This window comes from Streptomyces sp. ADI95-16 (assembly GCF_003721495.1).
Taxonomy (GTDB): Bacteria; Actinomycetota; Actinomycetes; order Streptomycetales; family Streptomycetaceae; genus Streptomyces; species Streptomyces goshikiensis.
In genome coordinates this window covers 3,959,019-3,974,238 of record NZ_CP033581.1, presented here as the reverse complement: position 1 = coordinate 3,974,238, position 15,220 = coordinate 3,959,019, and the positions used below count along the sequence as shown (strand labels likewise).

The 15,220-nt window shown below is 72.5% G+C and carries 12 protein-coding genes; 3 read left to right on the top strand and 9 right to left on the bottom strand.

Going from position 1 to position 15,220, the window contains the following annotated elements; genetic code table 11:
- Nucleotides 1–29 precede the first annotated feature (29 nt).
- From pstS to mshD, 4 genes are all read right to left on the bottom strand, one after another.
- Nucleotides 30–1,166, bottom strand: coding sequence for a phosphate ABC transporter substrate-binding protein PstS (pstS, locus tag EES41_RS17460; protein WP_123079411.1), 1,137 nt, complete (start codon nt 1,164–1,166; stop codon nt 30–32).
- Nucleotides 1,167–1,523: 357 nt separating this feature from the next.
- Nucleotides 1,524–2,468: a CHAD domain-containing protein gene (locus EES41_RS17455; protein ID WP_123079410.1), complete on the bottom strand. Its 945-nt coding sequence runs from the start codon at nt 2,466–2,468 to the stop codon at nt 1,524–1,526.
- Nucleotides 2,449–4,713: an RNA degradosome polyphosphate kinase gene (locus EES41_RS17450; RefSeq protein WP_174261697.1), complete on the bottom strand. Its 2,265-nt coding sequence runs from the start codon at nt 4,711–4,713 to the stop codon at nt 2,449–2,451. The genes EES41_RS17455 and EES41_RS17450 overlap by 20 nt, the downstream gene beginning before the upstream one ends.
- A 407-nt stretch (nt 4,714–5,120) precedes the next feature.
- Complete coding sequence (gene mshD / locus EES41_RS17445; RefSeq protein ID WP_123079409.1) at nt 5,121–6,050, bottom strand: mycothiol synthase; 930 nt, start codon at nt 6,048–6,050, stop codon at nt 5,121–5,123.
- A 196-nt stretch (nt 6,051–6,246) separates the two neighbouring features.
- Here mshD and EES41_RS17440 point away from each other — a divergent pair, with 196 nt between their 5' ends.
- Nucleotides 6,247–8,061 (top strand): bifunctional UDP-sugar hydrolase/5'-nucleotidase, encoded by a 1,815-nt coding sequence (locus EES41_RS17440; protein ID WP_123079408.1) that lies wholly within the window; start codon nt 6,247–6,249, stop codon nt 8,059–8,061.
- A gap of 100 nt (nt 8,062–8,161) precedes the next feature.
- On the opposite strand, the gene EES41_RS17435 is transcribed toward EES41_RS17440, so the two are convergent.
- Entirely contained in the window at nt 8,162–8,944 is a 783-nt protein-coding gene (locus EES41_RS17435) for an alpha/beta fold hydrolase (RefSeq protein ID WP_123079407.1), read from the bottom strand.
- A 136-nt stretch (nt 8,945–9,080) separates the two neighbouring features.
- Here EES41_RS17435 and EES41_RS17430 point away from each other — a divergent pair, with 136 nt between their 5' ends.
- Nucleotides 9,081–9,650, top strand: a complete 570-nt coding sequence (locus EES41_RS17430) for a TetR/AcrR family transcriptional regulator (protein WP_123079406.1) — start codon at nt 9,081–9,083, stop codon at nt 9,648–9,650.
- A gap of 104 nt (nt 9,651–9,754) precedes the next feature.
- A complete protein-coding gene (locus EES41_RS17425) occupies nt 9,755–10,630 on the top strand; it encodes a phosphatidylinositol-specific phospholipase C (RefSeq protein ID WP_123079405.1) in 876 nt (291 codons plus the stop codon).
- Here EES41_RS17425 and EES41_RS17420 read toward each other — a convergent pair.
- The 4 genes from EES41_RS17420 to EES41_RS17400 all read right to left on the bottom strand — a co-directional run bounded on the left by EES41_RS17420 (nt 10,610) and on the right by EES41_RS17400 (nt 15,206).
- Nucleotides 10,610–12,055 carry a cell wall metabolism sensor histidine kinase WalK gene (locus EES41_RS17420; protein WP_123079404.1) on the bottom strand — a complete coding sequence of 482 codons (1,446 nt, stop codon included), beginning with the start codon at nt 12,053–12,055 and terminating at the stop codon, nt 10,610–10,612. The genes EES41_RS17425 and EES41_RS17420 overlap by 21 nt on opposite strands.
- Nucleotides 12,052–12,783 carry a response regulator transcription factor gene (locus EES41_RS17415; RefSeq protein ID WP_123079403.1) on the bottom strand — a complete coding sequence of 244 codons (732 nt, stop codon included), beginning with the start codon at nt 12,781–12,783 and terminating at the stop codon, nt 12,052–12,054. Before EES41_RS17415 ends, EES41_RS17420 begins: the two co-directional genes overlap by 4 nt.
- Nucleotides 12,784–12,823: 40 nt before the next feature.
- A complete protein-coding gene (locus tag EES41_RS17410) occupies nt 12,824–13,939 on the bottom strand; it encodes a S1C family serine protease (protein WP_123079402.1) in 1,116 nt (371 codons plus the stop codon).
- Between the two features lie 244 nt (nt 13,940–14,183).
- Nucleotides 14,184–15,206 carry a LacI family DNA-binding transcriptional regulator gene (locus EES41_RS17400; protein WP_123079401.1) on the bottom strand — a complete coding sequence of 341 codons (1,023 nt, stop codon included), beginning with the start codon at nt 15,204–15,206 and terminating at the stop codon, nt 14,184–14,186.
- Nucleotides 15,207–15,220 lie beyond the last annotated feature (14 nt).

Genomic DNA, 15,220 nt, shown 5'->3' with positions numbered 1-15,220 from the left:
CGCGGGCGGCCCGGACCCGAGGTTCTGGATCAGCTGAGCGACTTGATGACTTCGCGGACCTTGGCGTTGATCTCGGCCGGGATCGGGGCGTAGCCGTTCTCGGAGAGGACCTTCTGGCCCGCGTCGGAGGCGGTGTAGTTCAGGAAGGACTTCACGGTCGGGAGCGTCTCGGCCTTGTTGCCCTTGTCGCAGACGATCTCGTAGGTCACCAGGACGATCGGGTACGCACCCTCGGCCTTGGTGGTGTAGTCCAGCTTCAGGGCCAGGTCGGAGCCGGTGCCGGCGACCTTCGCGGCGGCGATGGCCTTGGACGCGGTCTCGGAGGAGGCCTTGACCGGGGCGGCGGCACCGGTGTTCAGGTCGACCGTCTTGATGCCCTGGGCGCTGGCGTAGGAGAGCTCGAAGTAGCCGATCGCGCCGTCGACCTGCTTGACCTGGGTGGCGACGCCCGCGGAGCCGGAGGCACCGAGACCGCCCGGGGCCGGCCACTTCTTGGCGGCCTCGTACGGCCAGGCGTCACCGGCGGTGGCCTTGAGGTACTTGCCGAGGTTCTCGGTGGTGCCGGAGTCCTCGGAGCGGTGGAAGTGCTGGATCGGGGTCGCGGGAAGCGTGACGCCCGGGTTCAGCTTCTTGATCGCCTCGTCGTCCCACTTCTTGATCTTGTCGTTGAAGATGTTGGCGATCGTGGCGGCGTCAAGGTTCAGCTTGTCCACGCCGGAGACGTTGAAACCGAGGGCGATCGGGCCGCCGACCATGGGCAGGTTGACGCCCTGGCCGCCGGTGCAGATCTTCTTCGACTCCTCGACGGCCTCGGGCTTCAGCGCGGAGTCCGAGCCGGCGAAGCCCACGGTGCCCTGGTTGAAGGCGACGATGCCCTCACCGGAGGAGGAGGACTTGTAGTTGACCTCGACGCCGGAGCAGGCGGCCATGTAGTTCTTGACCCACAGGTCGACGGCGTTCTTCTGGGCGGAGGAGCCGGAGGCGAGCAGCTTGCCCTTGGCGTCGTCGCACTTGACGTCGCCGGCGGCGGGCGCCGAGGCCTTGGTCGTGCCGTCGGCGGTCTTCGTGTTGTCGTCCGAGCCGCACGCCGTGAGGACCAGGGCGCCGGACACGACGAGCGCCCCGAGGGCGGAGGCACGAAGCATGTTCTTGCGCTGAAGCTTCACTTTCGGGTGTTCCTTCCAGAAGCCGCCGGCCGCTTTCTGTGTCGGGGCGGCGTGCGAAGAGGACTACGGGGTGGCGGGGTGCGGGCCGGCGGTTTTCGTCGCGGCTCGCACCGTGCACTGCCGAAATTAGGCAGATCAGGTGAAGCCGTCGACGGCGCTTGGTGAACGGACGGTGAACCGTGGCGGACGGCCCGGTGCGGGTGGGGGTTTTTGTTCCGGGGCGTCATCTGCTGTTATCCCGCCGTTACCGGTGCGTGACCTTCCCCTTCCGTCGGTGGCTGGAATCCGTCGGTCTGGTCGGTGGGCGAAAGGAGCGGGGGTGGGACGGGCGTACGGCCCGCACCACCCCCTCCCGGATCAGACCGGGGCCGGCTGCCAGAGGCCCTGGAAGGCCGCGCGGGAGGCTTCGACCTCGTGGCGCTGGTCGGCGTGCAGGACGCCGAGGGCGTAGGCCGTGGCCGGGGCGATACGGGGGGTGCGGGCCGCCGTCGCGGAGGCGGCGGCCGCCTCGGCGGCGTCGCGGTGGCGGTCCAGGGCCGCGCCCGCCGACGCGAGGCGGCTGACGTCCCCGCCCAGCGCCTCCCGCGCGTACCGGTGGAGCCGCAGCAGCCGGCGTACCTCGTGCCAGGCGCCGTCCTCGTGCGGGGAGTACGGGGTGCCCGCCGGGAGCGGGAGCGCGGCGACCGCCGCCGACAGCCGGGTTTCGGCCACCGCTGCCAGCGGGACCAGCACCTCGTCCACCCGTCCGCGCGCCGCGACCGCGTCGAGCGGGACCTCCGAGGCCAGCACCGCCACCGCGTCCGCGACGGCGTGGAAGCGGGAGGAGCCGAGCGCCTGGAGGGTCGCCGAGTGGGCCCTCGTACGGGCCAGGGTCAGCTGGCGCTCCAGCAGGGCGCCCGCCCGCGCCGAGCCCACCGTCAGCGCCCCCGCAGAGCCCCGCGGGGACGGCAGTTCGGGGGTGCCGGAGAGCCGGTGCAGCGCCTCCATCAGGCGTTGCAGCCGGGCCCCGTGGGCGTGCTCGTCGGCCAGGGTCGAGGACAGCCACACCAGCTCGGTGCGCAGCCCGTCGGCCCAGGCGGAGTCGGTCACCACCCGGAACGTGGACAGCGAGCCCGAGATCCGGCGCGCGGCCCCCCGCAGGCCGCGCGCCGCCTCGGTGCCCTCCGCCGAGTCGGAGCCGTGGGCCCCGCTCTCGTCGTGCAGGCGCAGCGCCCGCAGGAACGCGGTGGCCTGGGCGCGCAGGTACGCGCCCAGTACATCGCCCGCGGTACCTGCCGTCAGGTCATGGTTTGGCTGAGCCACGCCGGCGCCTCCGCGCGTCTATGAGCATCTCCTGTACGTGCCGCAGCGGCTGGCCCTCGGCGTCGGTGCTGTGCCGGGTCCACTCGCCGTCCGGGCCGAGGTGCCAGGAGGCGGTCGCGTCGGACATGCCCGTCTCCAGCAACCGGTCCAGTGCCGCCCGGTGGGCCGGGTCCGCGACCCTGACCAGCGCCTCGATGCGGCGGTCGAGGTTGCGGTGCATCATGTCGGCGCTGCCGATCCACACCTCGGGTTCGCCGCCGTTGCCGAAGGCGAAGACCCGGGAGTGTTCCAGGAAGCGGCCGAGGATCGAACGGACCCTGACGTTCTCCGACAGCCCGGGGACCCCGGGGCGCACGGCGCAGATGCCGCGGACCCAGATGTCGACGGGGACCCCCGCCTGGGAGGCCCGGTAGAGGGAGTCGATCAGGGCCTCGTCGACGATCGAGTTCATCTTCAGCCGTACGTACGCGGGGCGGCCGGCCCGGTGGTGGTCGGCCTCCTTGTCGATCCGCGCGATCAGCCCGTCCCGCAGCGAGCGCGGGGCGACGATCAGCCGGCGGTAGGTCTCGCGGCGCGAGTAGCCGGACAGCCGGTTGAACAGGTCGGAGAGGTCCGCGCCGACCTGCGGGTCGGCGGTGAGCAGGCCGAGGTCCTCGTACAGGCGGGCGGTCTTGGGGTGGTAGTTGCCGGTGCCCACGTGCGAGTAGCGGCGCAGCGTGTCGCCCTCCTGGCGGACGACGAGCGACAGCTTGCAGTGCGTCTTGAGGCCCACCAGGCCGTAGACGACGTGGCAGCCGGACTCCTCCAGCTTGCGGGCCCACTTGATGTTGGCCTGCTCGTCGAAGCGGGCCTTGATCTCGACGAGGACGAGGACCTGCTTGCCGGACTCGGCGGCGTCGATCAGGGCGTCGACTATCGGGGAGTCGCCGGAGGTCCGGTACAGCGTCTGCTTGATCGCGAGGACGTCCGGGTCGGCGGCGGCCTGCTCCAGGAAGGCCTGCACCGAGGTGGAGAAGGAGTCGTACGGGTGGTGCAGCAGGACATCGCGCTCGCGCAGCGCGGCGAAGATGTCGGGCGCGGAGGCGGACTCCACCTCGGCGAGGTCGCGGTGCGTGCCGGCGACGAACTTCGGGTACTTCAGCTCGGGCCGGTCCAGCGAGGAGATCCCGAAGAGGGCCGTCAGGTCCAGCGGGCCGGGCAGCGGGTACACCTCGGCGGCGGACACCTTCAGCTCCTGCACGAGGAGGTCCAGTACGCCGGGATCGATGGACTCCTCGACCTCCAGGCGCACCGGCGGGCCGAAGCGGCGCCGCATGAGCTCCTTCTCCAGGGCCTGGAGCAGGTTCTCGGCGTCGTCCTCCTCCACTTCGAGGTCTTCGTTGCGGGTCACGCGGAACATGTGGTGCGCGAGCACCTCCATGCCGGGGAAGAGCTCCTCCAGGTGCGCGGCGATGACGTCCTCCAGCGGGACGTAGCGCTGCGGGGAGGCCTCCAGGAAGCGGGAGAGGAGCGGCGGGACCTTGACCCGGGCGAAGTGGCGGTGACCGCTGACCGGGTTGCGGACGACGACGGCCAGGTTGAGCGACAGCCCCGAGATGTACGGGAAGGGGTGCGCGGGGTCCACGGCCAGCGGGGTCAGCACCGGGAAGATCTGGTTCCGGAACAGCGTGAAGAGGCGGGCCTGCTCCTTCTCGGTGAGGTCGGGCCACCGGATGAGGTGGATGCCCTCCTCGGCGAGCTGCGGGGCGATGTCCTGCTGGTAGCAGGCGGCGTGCCGGGCCATGAGCTCGCGGGAGCGGGTCCAGATCAGGTCCAGCACCTCGCGGGGCTGGAGGCCCGAGGCGGAGCGGGTGGCGACGCCGGTCGCGATGCGGCGCTTGAGGCCGGCCACGCGGACCATGAAGAACTCGTCGAGGTTGCTCGCGAAGATGGCCAGGAAGTTGGCGCGCTCCAGCAGCGGGGTCGTCGGGTCCTCGGCGAGCTCCAGGACGCGCTCGTTGAAGGCGAGCCAGCTGCGTTCGCGGTCGAGGAACCGGCCGGGGGGCAGCTCGCCGTCGCCCTTGTCCTCGTAGGCGTCCAGATCGGCGTCGAGGTCGGGATCGAGATCGGCGTGGGGCCGGTGCGCGGCTATGGATCCGATGCGCGCGGTGGCGGAGGCCGAGGGCGACGCGGAGGCCGCGGCCGACGTGTGAGACGGGTGCTGCGCGGGGACCTCGGTGGGGCCGGCGCTGGACTTGTGGCTCATGACTCCATTCTTCCGCGCGCGCGGCAGGACAGGCGCGTCGGAAGTGTCGGCCGTCAGGCGGAGTCGGGGGTGCATGGGGGGAGACTCGCAAGGCCGTCTGAATGCCCGGTTAATGGTGTGTGGCTTCCAGGGTCCGGGTGGCGCACGAAATGCGGCGGGCGCGCGGCTGCCGTGCCCCCGATGCCCCCAAACGGGTCCCCGCGGGCCGGGTCGGCACCCGCCGGGGCCCGGTCCGGGGTGGATTCTGTCCGGAACCGGACGGAATCCAGCCCGGCGGTGCGGGTGCGGGTGCGGGTGCCGGTGCGGGGCCGGTCGGGCGGGTGCGGCTGTCGGTCGGGTGCGGGTGCCGGTGCTGCGTCGGTCGGGTGCGGGTGCCGGTGCGGGCGCCGGGCCGGTGCCGGGGCGGGTCAGCTTTCGGTGCGGTACATGAGGTCGACCTCGTGGGTGGTGAAGCCGAGGCCCTCGTAGACCGCGAGCGCCGCCGGGTTGTCGGCGTCCACGTACAGCATCGCCGTCGGCATGCCGGCCGCTTCGAGGTGCCGGAGGCCGATCGCGGTGAGGGCCTTGCCGAGGCCGCCGCCCTGGGCGCCGGGCCGTACGCCCACCACGTAGACCTCGCCGAGCCGCTCCGCCGAGTGGATCTTCGTCCAGTGGAAGCCGACGAGCTCCCCGTCGCGCTCCGCGAGGAAGAAGCCCTTCGGGTCGAACCAGGGCTGGGAGATCCGGTCGTCGAGGTCCCGCTGCGTCAGCGCGCCCTGCTCGGGGTGGTGGGCGAAGGCGGCCGCGTTCGCAGCGAGCCAGGCCGCGTCGTCGGCGCCGGGCACGAAGGTGCGGACCGTCACGCCGGCCGGGAGCGCCGGATCGGGCAGCGGGGCCGCCTGCGCGCCCAGCGGGCGGCGCAGCTGTCGCAGCTCGCGGAAGAGGGTCAGCCCGAGCACCTGGGCGAGGTGGCGGGCGGCGGACTTGCCGCCGTGCGCCCACACCCGGATCCGCTTGCCGGAGGCGGCGAGCAGCGCCTGGCCGAGCGCCCGGCCGTGGCCGCGCCCGCGCAGCGCCGGGTGGATGACGAGCTCGGCGGCGGGTGCCTCCACCGGGTCGGTGTCCTCCAGCTGCCCGTATCCGCAGAGCCGGCCCCCGTCGGTGAGCAGGAGGTGCCGGATCCCCTCGCGCGGTCCGCCGCGCAGCTGGAGCCGGCCCTGTTCGGACACGGCGGTGGTGCCGTCCGTACGGGCCGCCTCCTCGATCAGGGTCAGTACGGCCGCGGCCTGTTCCTCCGTCAGCTCGTCGAGGGTCACAATCTGCCGTCCCGGCTCGGGGGCCGCTGCTGCGTCAGTCATGCCACGAGCGTACGACCGTGACGGGTGCGCGGGAGTGTTGCCCCTGGGGCGGATCCGTCCGGATCCGAACTGTTTGGCGGGGAACCGACTTGTGCATGTAACCAGCTCGATACCCGGGACCCCTGTCGTGCTACGCGCGTTGACCATAGGCTGCGGCGGACCTCCATGTTTTACCGCTGTCAGATAAGGGGACTAAATGTCAGCGACGCCACAACGGAACCGCCGAGCCCGCCGGTTGACCCTTGCCGCTCTCGCCGTCACGGCCGGGGCCGGGGCGATGGTCGCCGCCGCACTGCCGGCCGGGGCCGCGAGTGGTGGCGGTGCCGCCAAGAGCCGGACCGTCGATGTGCAACTCCTGTCGTTCAACGACTTCCACGGCACCCTGGAGGCCCCGCAGGGCTCCTCGGGCACCGTGATGGAACGTCAGGCGGACGGCACCACCAAGGCCATACCCGCGGGCGGCGTCGAGTACCTCGCGACCGGCCTGCGCGAGGCCCGCAAGGGCCACGAGTACTCCGTCACCGCCGCGGCCGGCGACATGATCGGCGGCAGCCCGATGCTGTCCGGTCTCTTCCACGACGAGCCGACCGTCGAGGCGCTCAACAAGCTCAAGCTGGACGTCAGCAGCGTCGGCAACCACGAGTTCGACGAGGGCAAGGCCGAGCTGCGCCGCATGGCGTACGGCGGCTGCCACCCGACCGAGGGCTGCTTCGAGCCGGGCAAGGAGTACACGGGCGCCGAGTACAAGTACCTCGCCGCGAACGTCACGGACGAGAAGACCAAGCGTCCGCTGCTGAACCCGACCTTCATCTGGCAGAAGGGGGACGTGAAGATCGGCTTCATCGGCGTCACCCTGGAGGGCACGCCGGACGTCGTCACCGCCGACGGGGTCAAGGGCCTGAAGTTCGGCGACGAGGTCGAGACGATCAACAAGTACGCCGCCGAGCTGAACAAGCAGGGCGTCAAGTCGATCGTCGCGCTCATCCACGAGGGCGGCCTGCCCGCGAACGGCGCCTACAACTACGACTGTGACGTCCCCGGCGCCGGCGCCGGCGTCTCGGGCGCGATCGTGGACATCGCCAAGAACGTGGACCCGAAGGTCGACGCGCTGGTGACCGGCCACACGCACCAGGCGTACGCCTGCAACATCCCGGACCCGGCGGGCAACCCGCGCATGGTGACCTCGGCCGCCTCGTACGGCCGTCTGTTCACGGACACCACGCTGACGTACGACCGCCAGACCAAGGACATCGTCCGCACGGCGGCCGTGGCGCCGAAGCCGGTCAACAAGATCGTCAGCCGGGACCTGCCCAAGGCGCCCGACATGACCGAGCTGATCACCCGCTGGAACGCGCTGGCCGCCCCGGTCGCCAGCCGCCCGATGGGCTTCATCTCGGCGGACATCGCGGGCCGCGGCTCCGAGGCGCCCGAGAAGCCGCTCGGTGACCTGATCGCCGACGCCCAGCTGGAGGCCACGGCCCCGGCCGCCAAGGGCGGTGCCCAGCTGGCCATCATGAACCCGGGCGGCATCCGCGCCGACCTGGCCTACAAGGCCGCGGGCGGCGAGGGCGACGGCGTCGTGACGTACGGCGAGTCCTACACGGTCCAGCCGTTCAACAATCTGATGAACATCGTGGACCTGACCGGCGCCCAGCTGATCACCGCGCTCCAGCAGCAGGTCACCGGCGCGGTCAACGGCCCGAACCCGAAGATCCTCCAGGTCTCGAAGGGCTTCACCTACACCCTGGACATGACGAAGACGGGTGCGGACCGCATCGTCGTGGACTCGGTGAAGCTGAACGGCGCGGCGATCGACCCCGCCAAGACCTACCGGGTCGCGATGAACGAGTTCCTCGCGGGCGGCGGTGACGGCTTCACCGTCCTGAAGGACCACAAGAACAAGCTGGTCGGCGTGCCCGACCTGGAGGCCTTCAACGCCTTCCTGGCGAAGTCCACCGAGGCGTCCCCGATCGCCCCGCCGGCGGCGGACCGCATCACCGTCGTCAAGTAACACCCGCAGTACTCGCAGTACCCGCAACACGCGCAACACCCGCGTAGAGCACGCCCGAAGGGGCGGTGGGCCTTCCCGGCCCGCCGCCCCTTCGGCGTTCTCACAGCCCGCCGAGGAACTTCGCGACGGCCCCGTGGAACTCCCCGGGGTGGGTGAACGGCAGGAAGTGGTCCCCGGCCACGGGCGCGTACGAGGTCCCGGGCCGCCGGGAGACCATCGCGTCGGCCGTGTCCTGCCGGAGGGACCGGCTGTGGGCGCCGTGGACCAGCAGCGCCGGGCAGTCGCTCGCGAGCCAGGCGTCCCAGTGGTCGCCGCGGCACGCCTCGGCGGAGTCGAGCATGTCCTGCGGGTGGAACGGCAGCCGCCAGCCCCCGTCGGGGAGCGGCCGCAGCGCCTGCTCGACGAAGGGCGAGCCCGCCGGCCCGGCCGCGGCGAGGAGCTCCTCGCGGGTGGCGGCGGTGTACCGCATGCCCCGCAGGAAGCCGAAGAGCGCGCCCGCCGTGTCGGGGTCGATCTCCACGGTGGCGTCCACGTTGACGAGGGCGGCGACCCGGCCGGGGTGGGCGGCGGCCAAGTGGTAGGCGTTGAACCCGCCGAGGGAGTAGCCGAGGACCGCGACGGGGGCTTCGAGGCCGAGGTGGTCGAGCAGCGCGACGGCGTCGGCCACGTATCCCTCGCGGCGGTAGTCGGGCGCCCGGTCGGAGTCCCCGTGCCCGCGCTGGTCGGGGGCGATCACCCGCCACCCGCCGCCGAGGGTCTCGGCGAGGCCGGCGAAGGCGAGGCCTTCGGACATGCCCCCGTGGAGGGCGAGCAGCGGACGGCCCGGGCCCCCGAAGTCCAGGTACGACAGTGTGCGGCCGTCGATCGTCAGCGTGTGGCGCATGGTTCCGCTCTCCCCTGTGTGTCCGTGTCCTGCGGTGACGGTGCGGTACGGGTACGAGCCTGACAGGATTTGGGCGCTTGCGCAATACGTTCGTCTTGGGCGGTTGCCCAAAACGGGGCGCGGATACGATCCCGGCATGGGAAATCGCGAGGACCTGCTGGCCGGAGCGCGCCGCTGCCTGGAGGAGAAGGGCTACCTCCGCACGACCGTGCGCGACATCGCGGCGGCCTCGGACGTGAGCATGGCGGCCATCGGCTACCACTTCGGCTCGCGTGACGCCCTGCTCAACCTCGCGCTGTCCGCCGCCATGGACGAGTGGGCCGCCGGATCCGGTCGGCTCGCCGGCGAGGGCGACACCGCCGAGGAGCGGTACGCCGACACCTGGGACCGCAAGATCCGGGACTTCGGCGAGATGCGCTGGCTGTGGACCGCCTCCGTCGAGGCCTTCGTCCACGCGCAGTCCTCGCCCGAACTGCTCGCGACCCTCGCCGAGAACCAGCGTCAGGCCCGGCGCATGGTGGCCGCGCAGCTGCGCGGGGTCCCCGTGGACGAGGTCGCGGAGGAGGACGTGCGCGCCCTCGGGTCGTTCCACATCGCCCTGCTGAGCGGGGTGATGGTGCAGGCGCTGACCGACCCCGGGCAGGCGCCGACCGGACGCGAACTCGCCCAAGGGCTCCGCGCCATGGCCGAGTTGCTCGAAAGCTGAGCGCTACCGGAGGGTAGTAAAGGCGCGTCCCGCACGCCAGAATCCCGGAGGCAGCACCCCAGCGGAGGCTGGGAGTCCATCACCGGGTACGCAAAGGGGCGGGCATGGCACTGGATCGTCGGGCATTTCTGGTCGGGGCGATGGCGGCGGGAGCGGGCGCGGCCGCGGGACTCGGAGCGGCGGGGACGGCGTCGGCCCGCACCCTCGGCACCCAGGACTGGATGGCCGGGCTCCCGGACGCCACCGCGCTCCAGCGGATGACCATCCCCGGCACCCACGACTCGGGCGCCACCAAGGGCGGGCTCTACGTCGCCTGCCAGAACACCTCGATCGCCCAGCAGCTCGACTCAGGGATACGGTTCCTGGACGTCCGCTGCCGCGTCACCGGCGGCTCCTTCGCCATCCACCACGCGGCGTTCTTCCAGGACCTGATGTTCGGCGACGTCCTCGTCGCCTGCTGGAACTTCCTCGCCGCGCACCCGTCCGAGACGGTGCTGATGCGCCTCAAGCAGGAGTACTCGGGGGAGAGCGACGCCGCCTTCCGGGCCGTCTTCGACGACTACCTCGACCACCGCGGCTGGCGCCCGCTCTTCCGGATCGCGGACGCGCTGCCCACCCTCGGCCAGGCCCGCGGCAAGGTGGTCCTGCTGGCCGACAACGGCGGTCTGCCCGGCCTGCGCTACGGCGACGGCAACGTCTTCGACATCCAGGACGACTACAACACCGAGCCCTTCGCCAAGCGGGGCCGGATCGAGAACCACTTCCGCAAGGCCGTCCAGCAGCCCGGGAAGCTGTTCGTGAACTACGTCAGCACCGCCGCCTACATGCCGCCGCGCTGGAACTCCGACCGGCTCAATCCGCAGGTGCATTCCTTCGTCGACGGCGGGGAGCTGGCCGGCCGCACCGGGCTCGGGATCGTCCCGATGGACTTCCCGAACACCCGGTCGGGCCTGGTGGCCTCACTGATCCGGCACAACTGACGGCCGCTCCGGCGCCTGCTCCGGCGGCGGCGCCGGGGCGCCCGGGACGCGGAGCACCGCCTCCGTGCCCGGGCTGCCGTCCGGGGCCGCCCGCAGCTCCACGCTGCCGCCCGCGCGGCGCACCGTACGGTCCACGATCGACAGGCCCAGCCCGCTGCCGGGCAGGGCGCGGGCCGAGGAGGAACGCCAGAACCGCTCGAAGACGTGCGGCAGGTCCTCGGCCGGGATGCCGGGCCCGTGGTCCCGTACGGTCAGCTCGCCCGCCCGCAGCGACACCTCGACCACGGCGCCGGGCGGGCTGAACTTCACCGCGTTGTCCAGCACGTTGACCACCGCCCGCTCCAGCGCCGCCGCCTCGCCCCGTACGTACCAGGGCGCCAGCTCGTCGGTGAAGCGCAGCTCGGGGCCGCGCAGCCGGGCGCGGGAGAGGGCGCTGCGCGCCACCTCGTGCAGGGCGACCACCTGGAGCGGGCCGTGGCCGTGCGCGTCCGGGCGGGACAGCTCCTGGAGGTCCCCGATGAGCGAGGCCAGCTCGGTCATCTGCGCCTTCACCGAGGCCAGCAGCTCCCTGCGGTCCTCGGGCGGGATGGCCCGGCCGGTGTCCTCGCTGCGCGCGAGCAGCTCGATGTTGGTGCGCAGGGAGGTCAGCGGGGTGCGCAGCTCGTGCCCGGCGTCGGCGATCAGCTGCGCCTGCCGCTCCTGGGAGGAGGCGAGCGCGGCCGTCATCGCGTTGAAGGACCGGGAGAGGCGGGCGATCTCGTCCTCGCCCTCCACGGGGATCCGTACGGTGAGGTCCTCGGTGCGGGCGATGTGCTCGACGGCGTCGGTGAGTTCGTCGACCGGCCGCAGCCCCGTCCGGGCCACCCACAGGCCGGCCGCGCCGGCGCCGACCACGCCGATCCCGCTGACCAGCATCAGCACCCAGGCCAGGGTGGAGAGCGGGTCGTCGATGTCGGCGAGCGGTTTGGCGATGGAGATCGCGAACAGCTGGCCGTTCGTCTGCGCGGTCAGCGTGTAGACGCGCATCGCGGTGCCGTCGGTGGTCGCCACGTCGTGCAGGGTGGGCAGGCGTTTGCCCGCGGCGACCTCCCGGTCGACCGGGGTGACGGGGAGGGTGGACCTGCCGCCCACCCAGCAGTGGCCGCCGTCCGCGGTGACGATCTGGACGGTCGCGTTCAGGTTCCCCGCGATCTCCTGGGTCGGCCGGGCGGGCGCGGTGACGCACCCCTCCCGCAGCACCCGTACGACCTGGGCGTTGGGGTTGGTCGCCATCAGGGAGCGGTCGAGCTGGTCGCGCAGCTGGGTGCGCACCATCACCCACGAGACGGCGGCGACGGCGGCGACGGCGACCGCGACCGCGACCGTGACCAGCAGCGCGAGGCGGGACCGCAGGGGGAGGGCGCGGAACCGGGCGACGGGACTCACTCGGGACCGCTCTCCCCGGCGCGCAGTACGTAGCCCACCCCGCGCACGGTGTGGACGAGACGGGACTCGCCGGCCGCCTCGGTCTTGCGGCGCAGGTACATCACGTACACGTCCAGGGAGTTGGAGCTGGGCTCGAAGTCGAAGCCCCAGACGGTCTTCAGGATCTGCTCGCGGGTCAGGACCTGGCGGGGGTGCGCCAGGAACATCTCCAGCAGGGTGAACTCGGTGCGGGTCAGCTCCACCGGGCGGCCGGCCCGGGTGACCTCGCGGGTGGCCAGGTCCATCCGGAGGTCGCCGAAGGTCAGCGCGTCCTCGGGCTCGGCGCCGCCGGCCGCCGGGGCGGAGTAGGCGCTGCGGCGCAGCAGGGCGCGGACGCGGGCGAACAGCTCGTCCAGCTCGAAGGGCTTGACGAGGTAGTCGTCGGCGCCCGCGTCGAGGCCGGTGACGCGGTCGCCGACGGTGTCGCGGGCGGTCAGCATCAGGATCGGGGTGGTGCTGCCGGCGGAGCGCAGCCGGCGGGCCGCCGTCAGACCGTCCATACGGGGCATCTGGATGTCGAGGACGATCAGGTCCGGGGCGTACGAGGCCGCCTTGTCGAGGGCGTCGAGGCCGTCGACGGCGGTCTGTGCCCCGTATCCCTCGAAGGCGAGGCTGCGGCGCAGGGCCTCGCGGACGGCCGGTTCGTCGTCGACGACGAGGATGCGCTGCGGGTCGCCTTCGGCGGTCATCTCGGTCCTTCGGGGTGCGGGGTGCGGTCGGGGTTACAGGCTAGGCGCCGGTGCCGGTCCCGCCGCTGCTGTTGCGGAGGGAGTCCAGGTCGGCCTTGATGGTGTTCACCGGGATGGCGAATCCGAGGCCGACGCTGCCCGCGGTGGAGCCTTCGCTGGAGGGGGAGTAGATCGCGGAGGGCATGCCGACGATCTCGCCGTTCAGGTTGACGAGGGCGCCGCCGGAGTTGCCGGGGTTGAGGGAGGCGTCCGTCTGGATGGCCTTGTACGAGGTGGTGTCCGAGCCGGTGTCCCCGTTGAACTCCTGGCCGTCGTACGAGAAGGGCCAGCCGCCGCCGCCCGAGCCCTGGCGGTTCTGGCGGTTCTGGGGGGTGCGCTCCTCGGACTTCGGGACGTTCACCTCGCGGTTCAGCGCGGAGACGATGCCGCTGGTGACGGTGCCGGTGAGGCGGTCGGGGGAGCCGATGGCGACGACCTCCTCGCCGACCTTGAGGCCGTCGGAGTCGCCGAGCCTGGCGGGCTTCAGGCCGCTCGCGCCCTGGACCTTGACGAGCGCGAGGTCCTTGCCGGGGTCGGCGCCGACGAGCTTGGCCTCGTACTTCTTGCCGTCGCTCATCGTCACCTGGATCTGGGTGGCGCCGCTCACGACGTGGTTGTTGGTGACGACCTCGCCGTCGGCGGTGAGGACGATGCCGGAGCCGGTGCCGGTGCCCTGGGCGGTGCGGGTGTCGATGCGGACGACGGAGGGGCTGACCTGTTCCGCGACGCCGGCGACCGAGCCGGCGCTGGACTGGGAGACGTTGGTGCCGGGGAAGCCGCCGGCGGCGGCGGGGGCCTTGTCGCCGAGGAACTGCTCGACGGCCGCGGCGGCGCCGCCGCCGACGAGGGCGGCGACGAGGGCGACGGTGGCGAGGAGGGTGACGGGGCGCTTGGCGCGGGCGGCGTGCGCCGGGCCGGCCGGGGGACCGTGCGTTTCGTGCGTCTCGTGCGCCTCGTGCCAGCCGGGGGCGTAGGCGGGGGGCGGCGGATAGGCGGCGTCCTGGGCGAGCCGGTCGCGTCCGCGCTGCCAGTCGTCGCCGAACGGCGCGGGCTGGGCCGGGGAGTTCTCCTGCGGGTGCTGCGGGTACTCGCCTTCGCGGCGGAAGCTCTCGGTCATGGCTATGACTCTGCTCGCGAATGATGAGAGCTTCCTGAGCGCCCGCTGAGAAGCCCGACAGAACCGTGTATGCCGGATATAAGCGCGTGGCGCCGTGTACCCGTACGGGGCGGTCCTGCGGGGCCGTCCCCGACCCGCCCTTTCCCCTCCCCCGGACTTCGTCCGGGGAGACCCCCACCCGGGCTCCGCCCGGACCCGCGCCTCAAGCACCGGCGGGGCCGAAGGAGCGGGTGGGGACGGAGGGTCAGCGGCAGCCGCAGGAGCGGCGGATGACCAGGGCCGACGGGAACTGCTTCAGGCGCTCCCGGCGGGAGCCGGCGACGCGGAGGCCGTCGTCCAGCACCAGGTCCACCGCGGCGCGCGCCATGGCGGGGCGGTCCGAGGCGACCGTCGTCAGCGGCGGATCCGTCAGGGCCGCCTCCTTGACGTCGTCGAAGCCGGCCACCGCCAGCTCCCCCGGCACGTCGATCCGCAGCTCGCGCGCGGCCCGCAGGACGCCGATCGCCTGGTCGTCGGTGGCGCAGAAGATGGCCGTCGGGCGGTCCGGCCGGGCCAGGACCTCCAGGGCGACGGTGTACGCGTCGTAGCGGTTGTACGGGGCCTCGAAGAGCCGGCCCTCGGTCGAGCGGCCCGACTCCTGCATGGCCCGGCGCCAGCCCTCGACGTGGTCGGCGACCGGGTCGCCGACGGAGGGGGTGTTCTCGACGCCGCCGATGCAGGCCACGTACGCGTGCCCGTGTTCCAGCAGGTGCCGCGTCGCGAGCTGGGCGCCGCCGATGTCGTCCGTGACGACCGCGACGTCGTCGATCGCCTCCGGGCGCTCGTGCAGGAGCACCACCCGCGCGTCCCACGCCTCGATCTCCGAGGCGGCCCGCTCGCTCATGCCCTGGCTGACCAGGATCAGCCCGGACACCCGCATGCCGAGGAACGCCCGCAGGTAGTGGACCTCGCGCTCGTCGCGGTAGTCGGAGTTCCCGACCAGCACCATCTTTCCGCGCTCGGCGGCGGCCTGCTCGACCGCGTGCGCCATCTCCGCGAAGAACGGCTGCCGGGCGTCCGGGACGATCATGCCTATGAGGTCGGTGCGCCGCGACGCCATCGCCTGCGCGACCCGGTCCGGGCGGTAGCCCAGGTCCTTGATCGCGGCGAGTACACGCTCGCGCGTGGCCGGGGCAACCGGCCGGGGTCCGTTGTTGATGACGTAGCTCACGACGGCGGTAGAGGTACCCGCAAGTCGCGCCACGTCATCCCGCGTCACCTTGGCCACGCGCGGCAGTCTAC

What these genes read in the sequence shown, in the direction of transcription:
- EES41_RS17425 (WP_123079405.1), top strand. Translation starts at nt 9,755, where the DNA reads ATGGCACTGGATCGTCGGGCATTTCTGGTCGGGGCGATGGCGGCGGGA.
- EES41_RS17430 (WP_123079406.1), top strand. Translation starts at nt 9,081, where the DNA reads ATGGGAAATCGCGAGGACCTGCTGGCCGGAGCGCGCCGCTGCCTGGAG.
- EES41_RS17410 (WP_123079402.1), bottom strand. Translation starts at nt 13,939, where the DNA reads ATGACCGAGAGCTTCCGCCGCGAAGGCGAGTACCCGCAGCACCCGCAG.
- EES41_RS17440 (WP_123079408.1), top strand. Translation starts at nt 6,247, where the DNA reads ATGTCAGCGACGCCACAACGGAACCGCCGAGCCCGCCGGTTGACCCTT.
- EES41_RS17435 (WP_123079407.1), bottom strand. Translation starts at nt 8,944, where the DNA reads ATGCGCCACACGCTGACGATCGACGGCCGCACACTGTCGTACCTGGAC.
- mshD (WP_123079409.1), bottom strand. Translation starts at nt 6,050, where the DNA reads ATGACTGACGCAGCAGCGGCCCCCGAGCCGGGACGGCAGATTGTGACC.
- EES41_RS17415 (WP_123079403.1), bottom strand. Translation starts at nt 12,783, where the DNA reads ATGACCGCCGAAGGCGACCCGCAGCGCATCCTCGTCGTCGACGACGAA.
- EES41_RS17450 (WP_174261697.1), bottom strand. Translation starts at nt 4,713, where the DNA reads ATGAGCCACAAGTCCAGCGCCGGCCCCACCGAGGTCCCCGCGCAGCAC.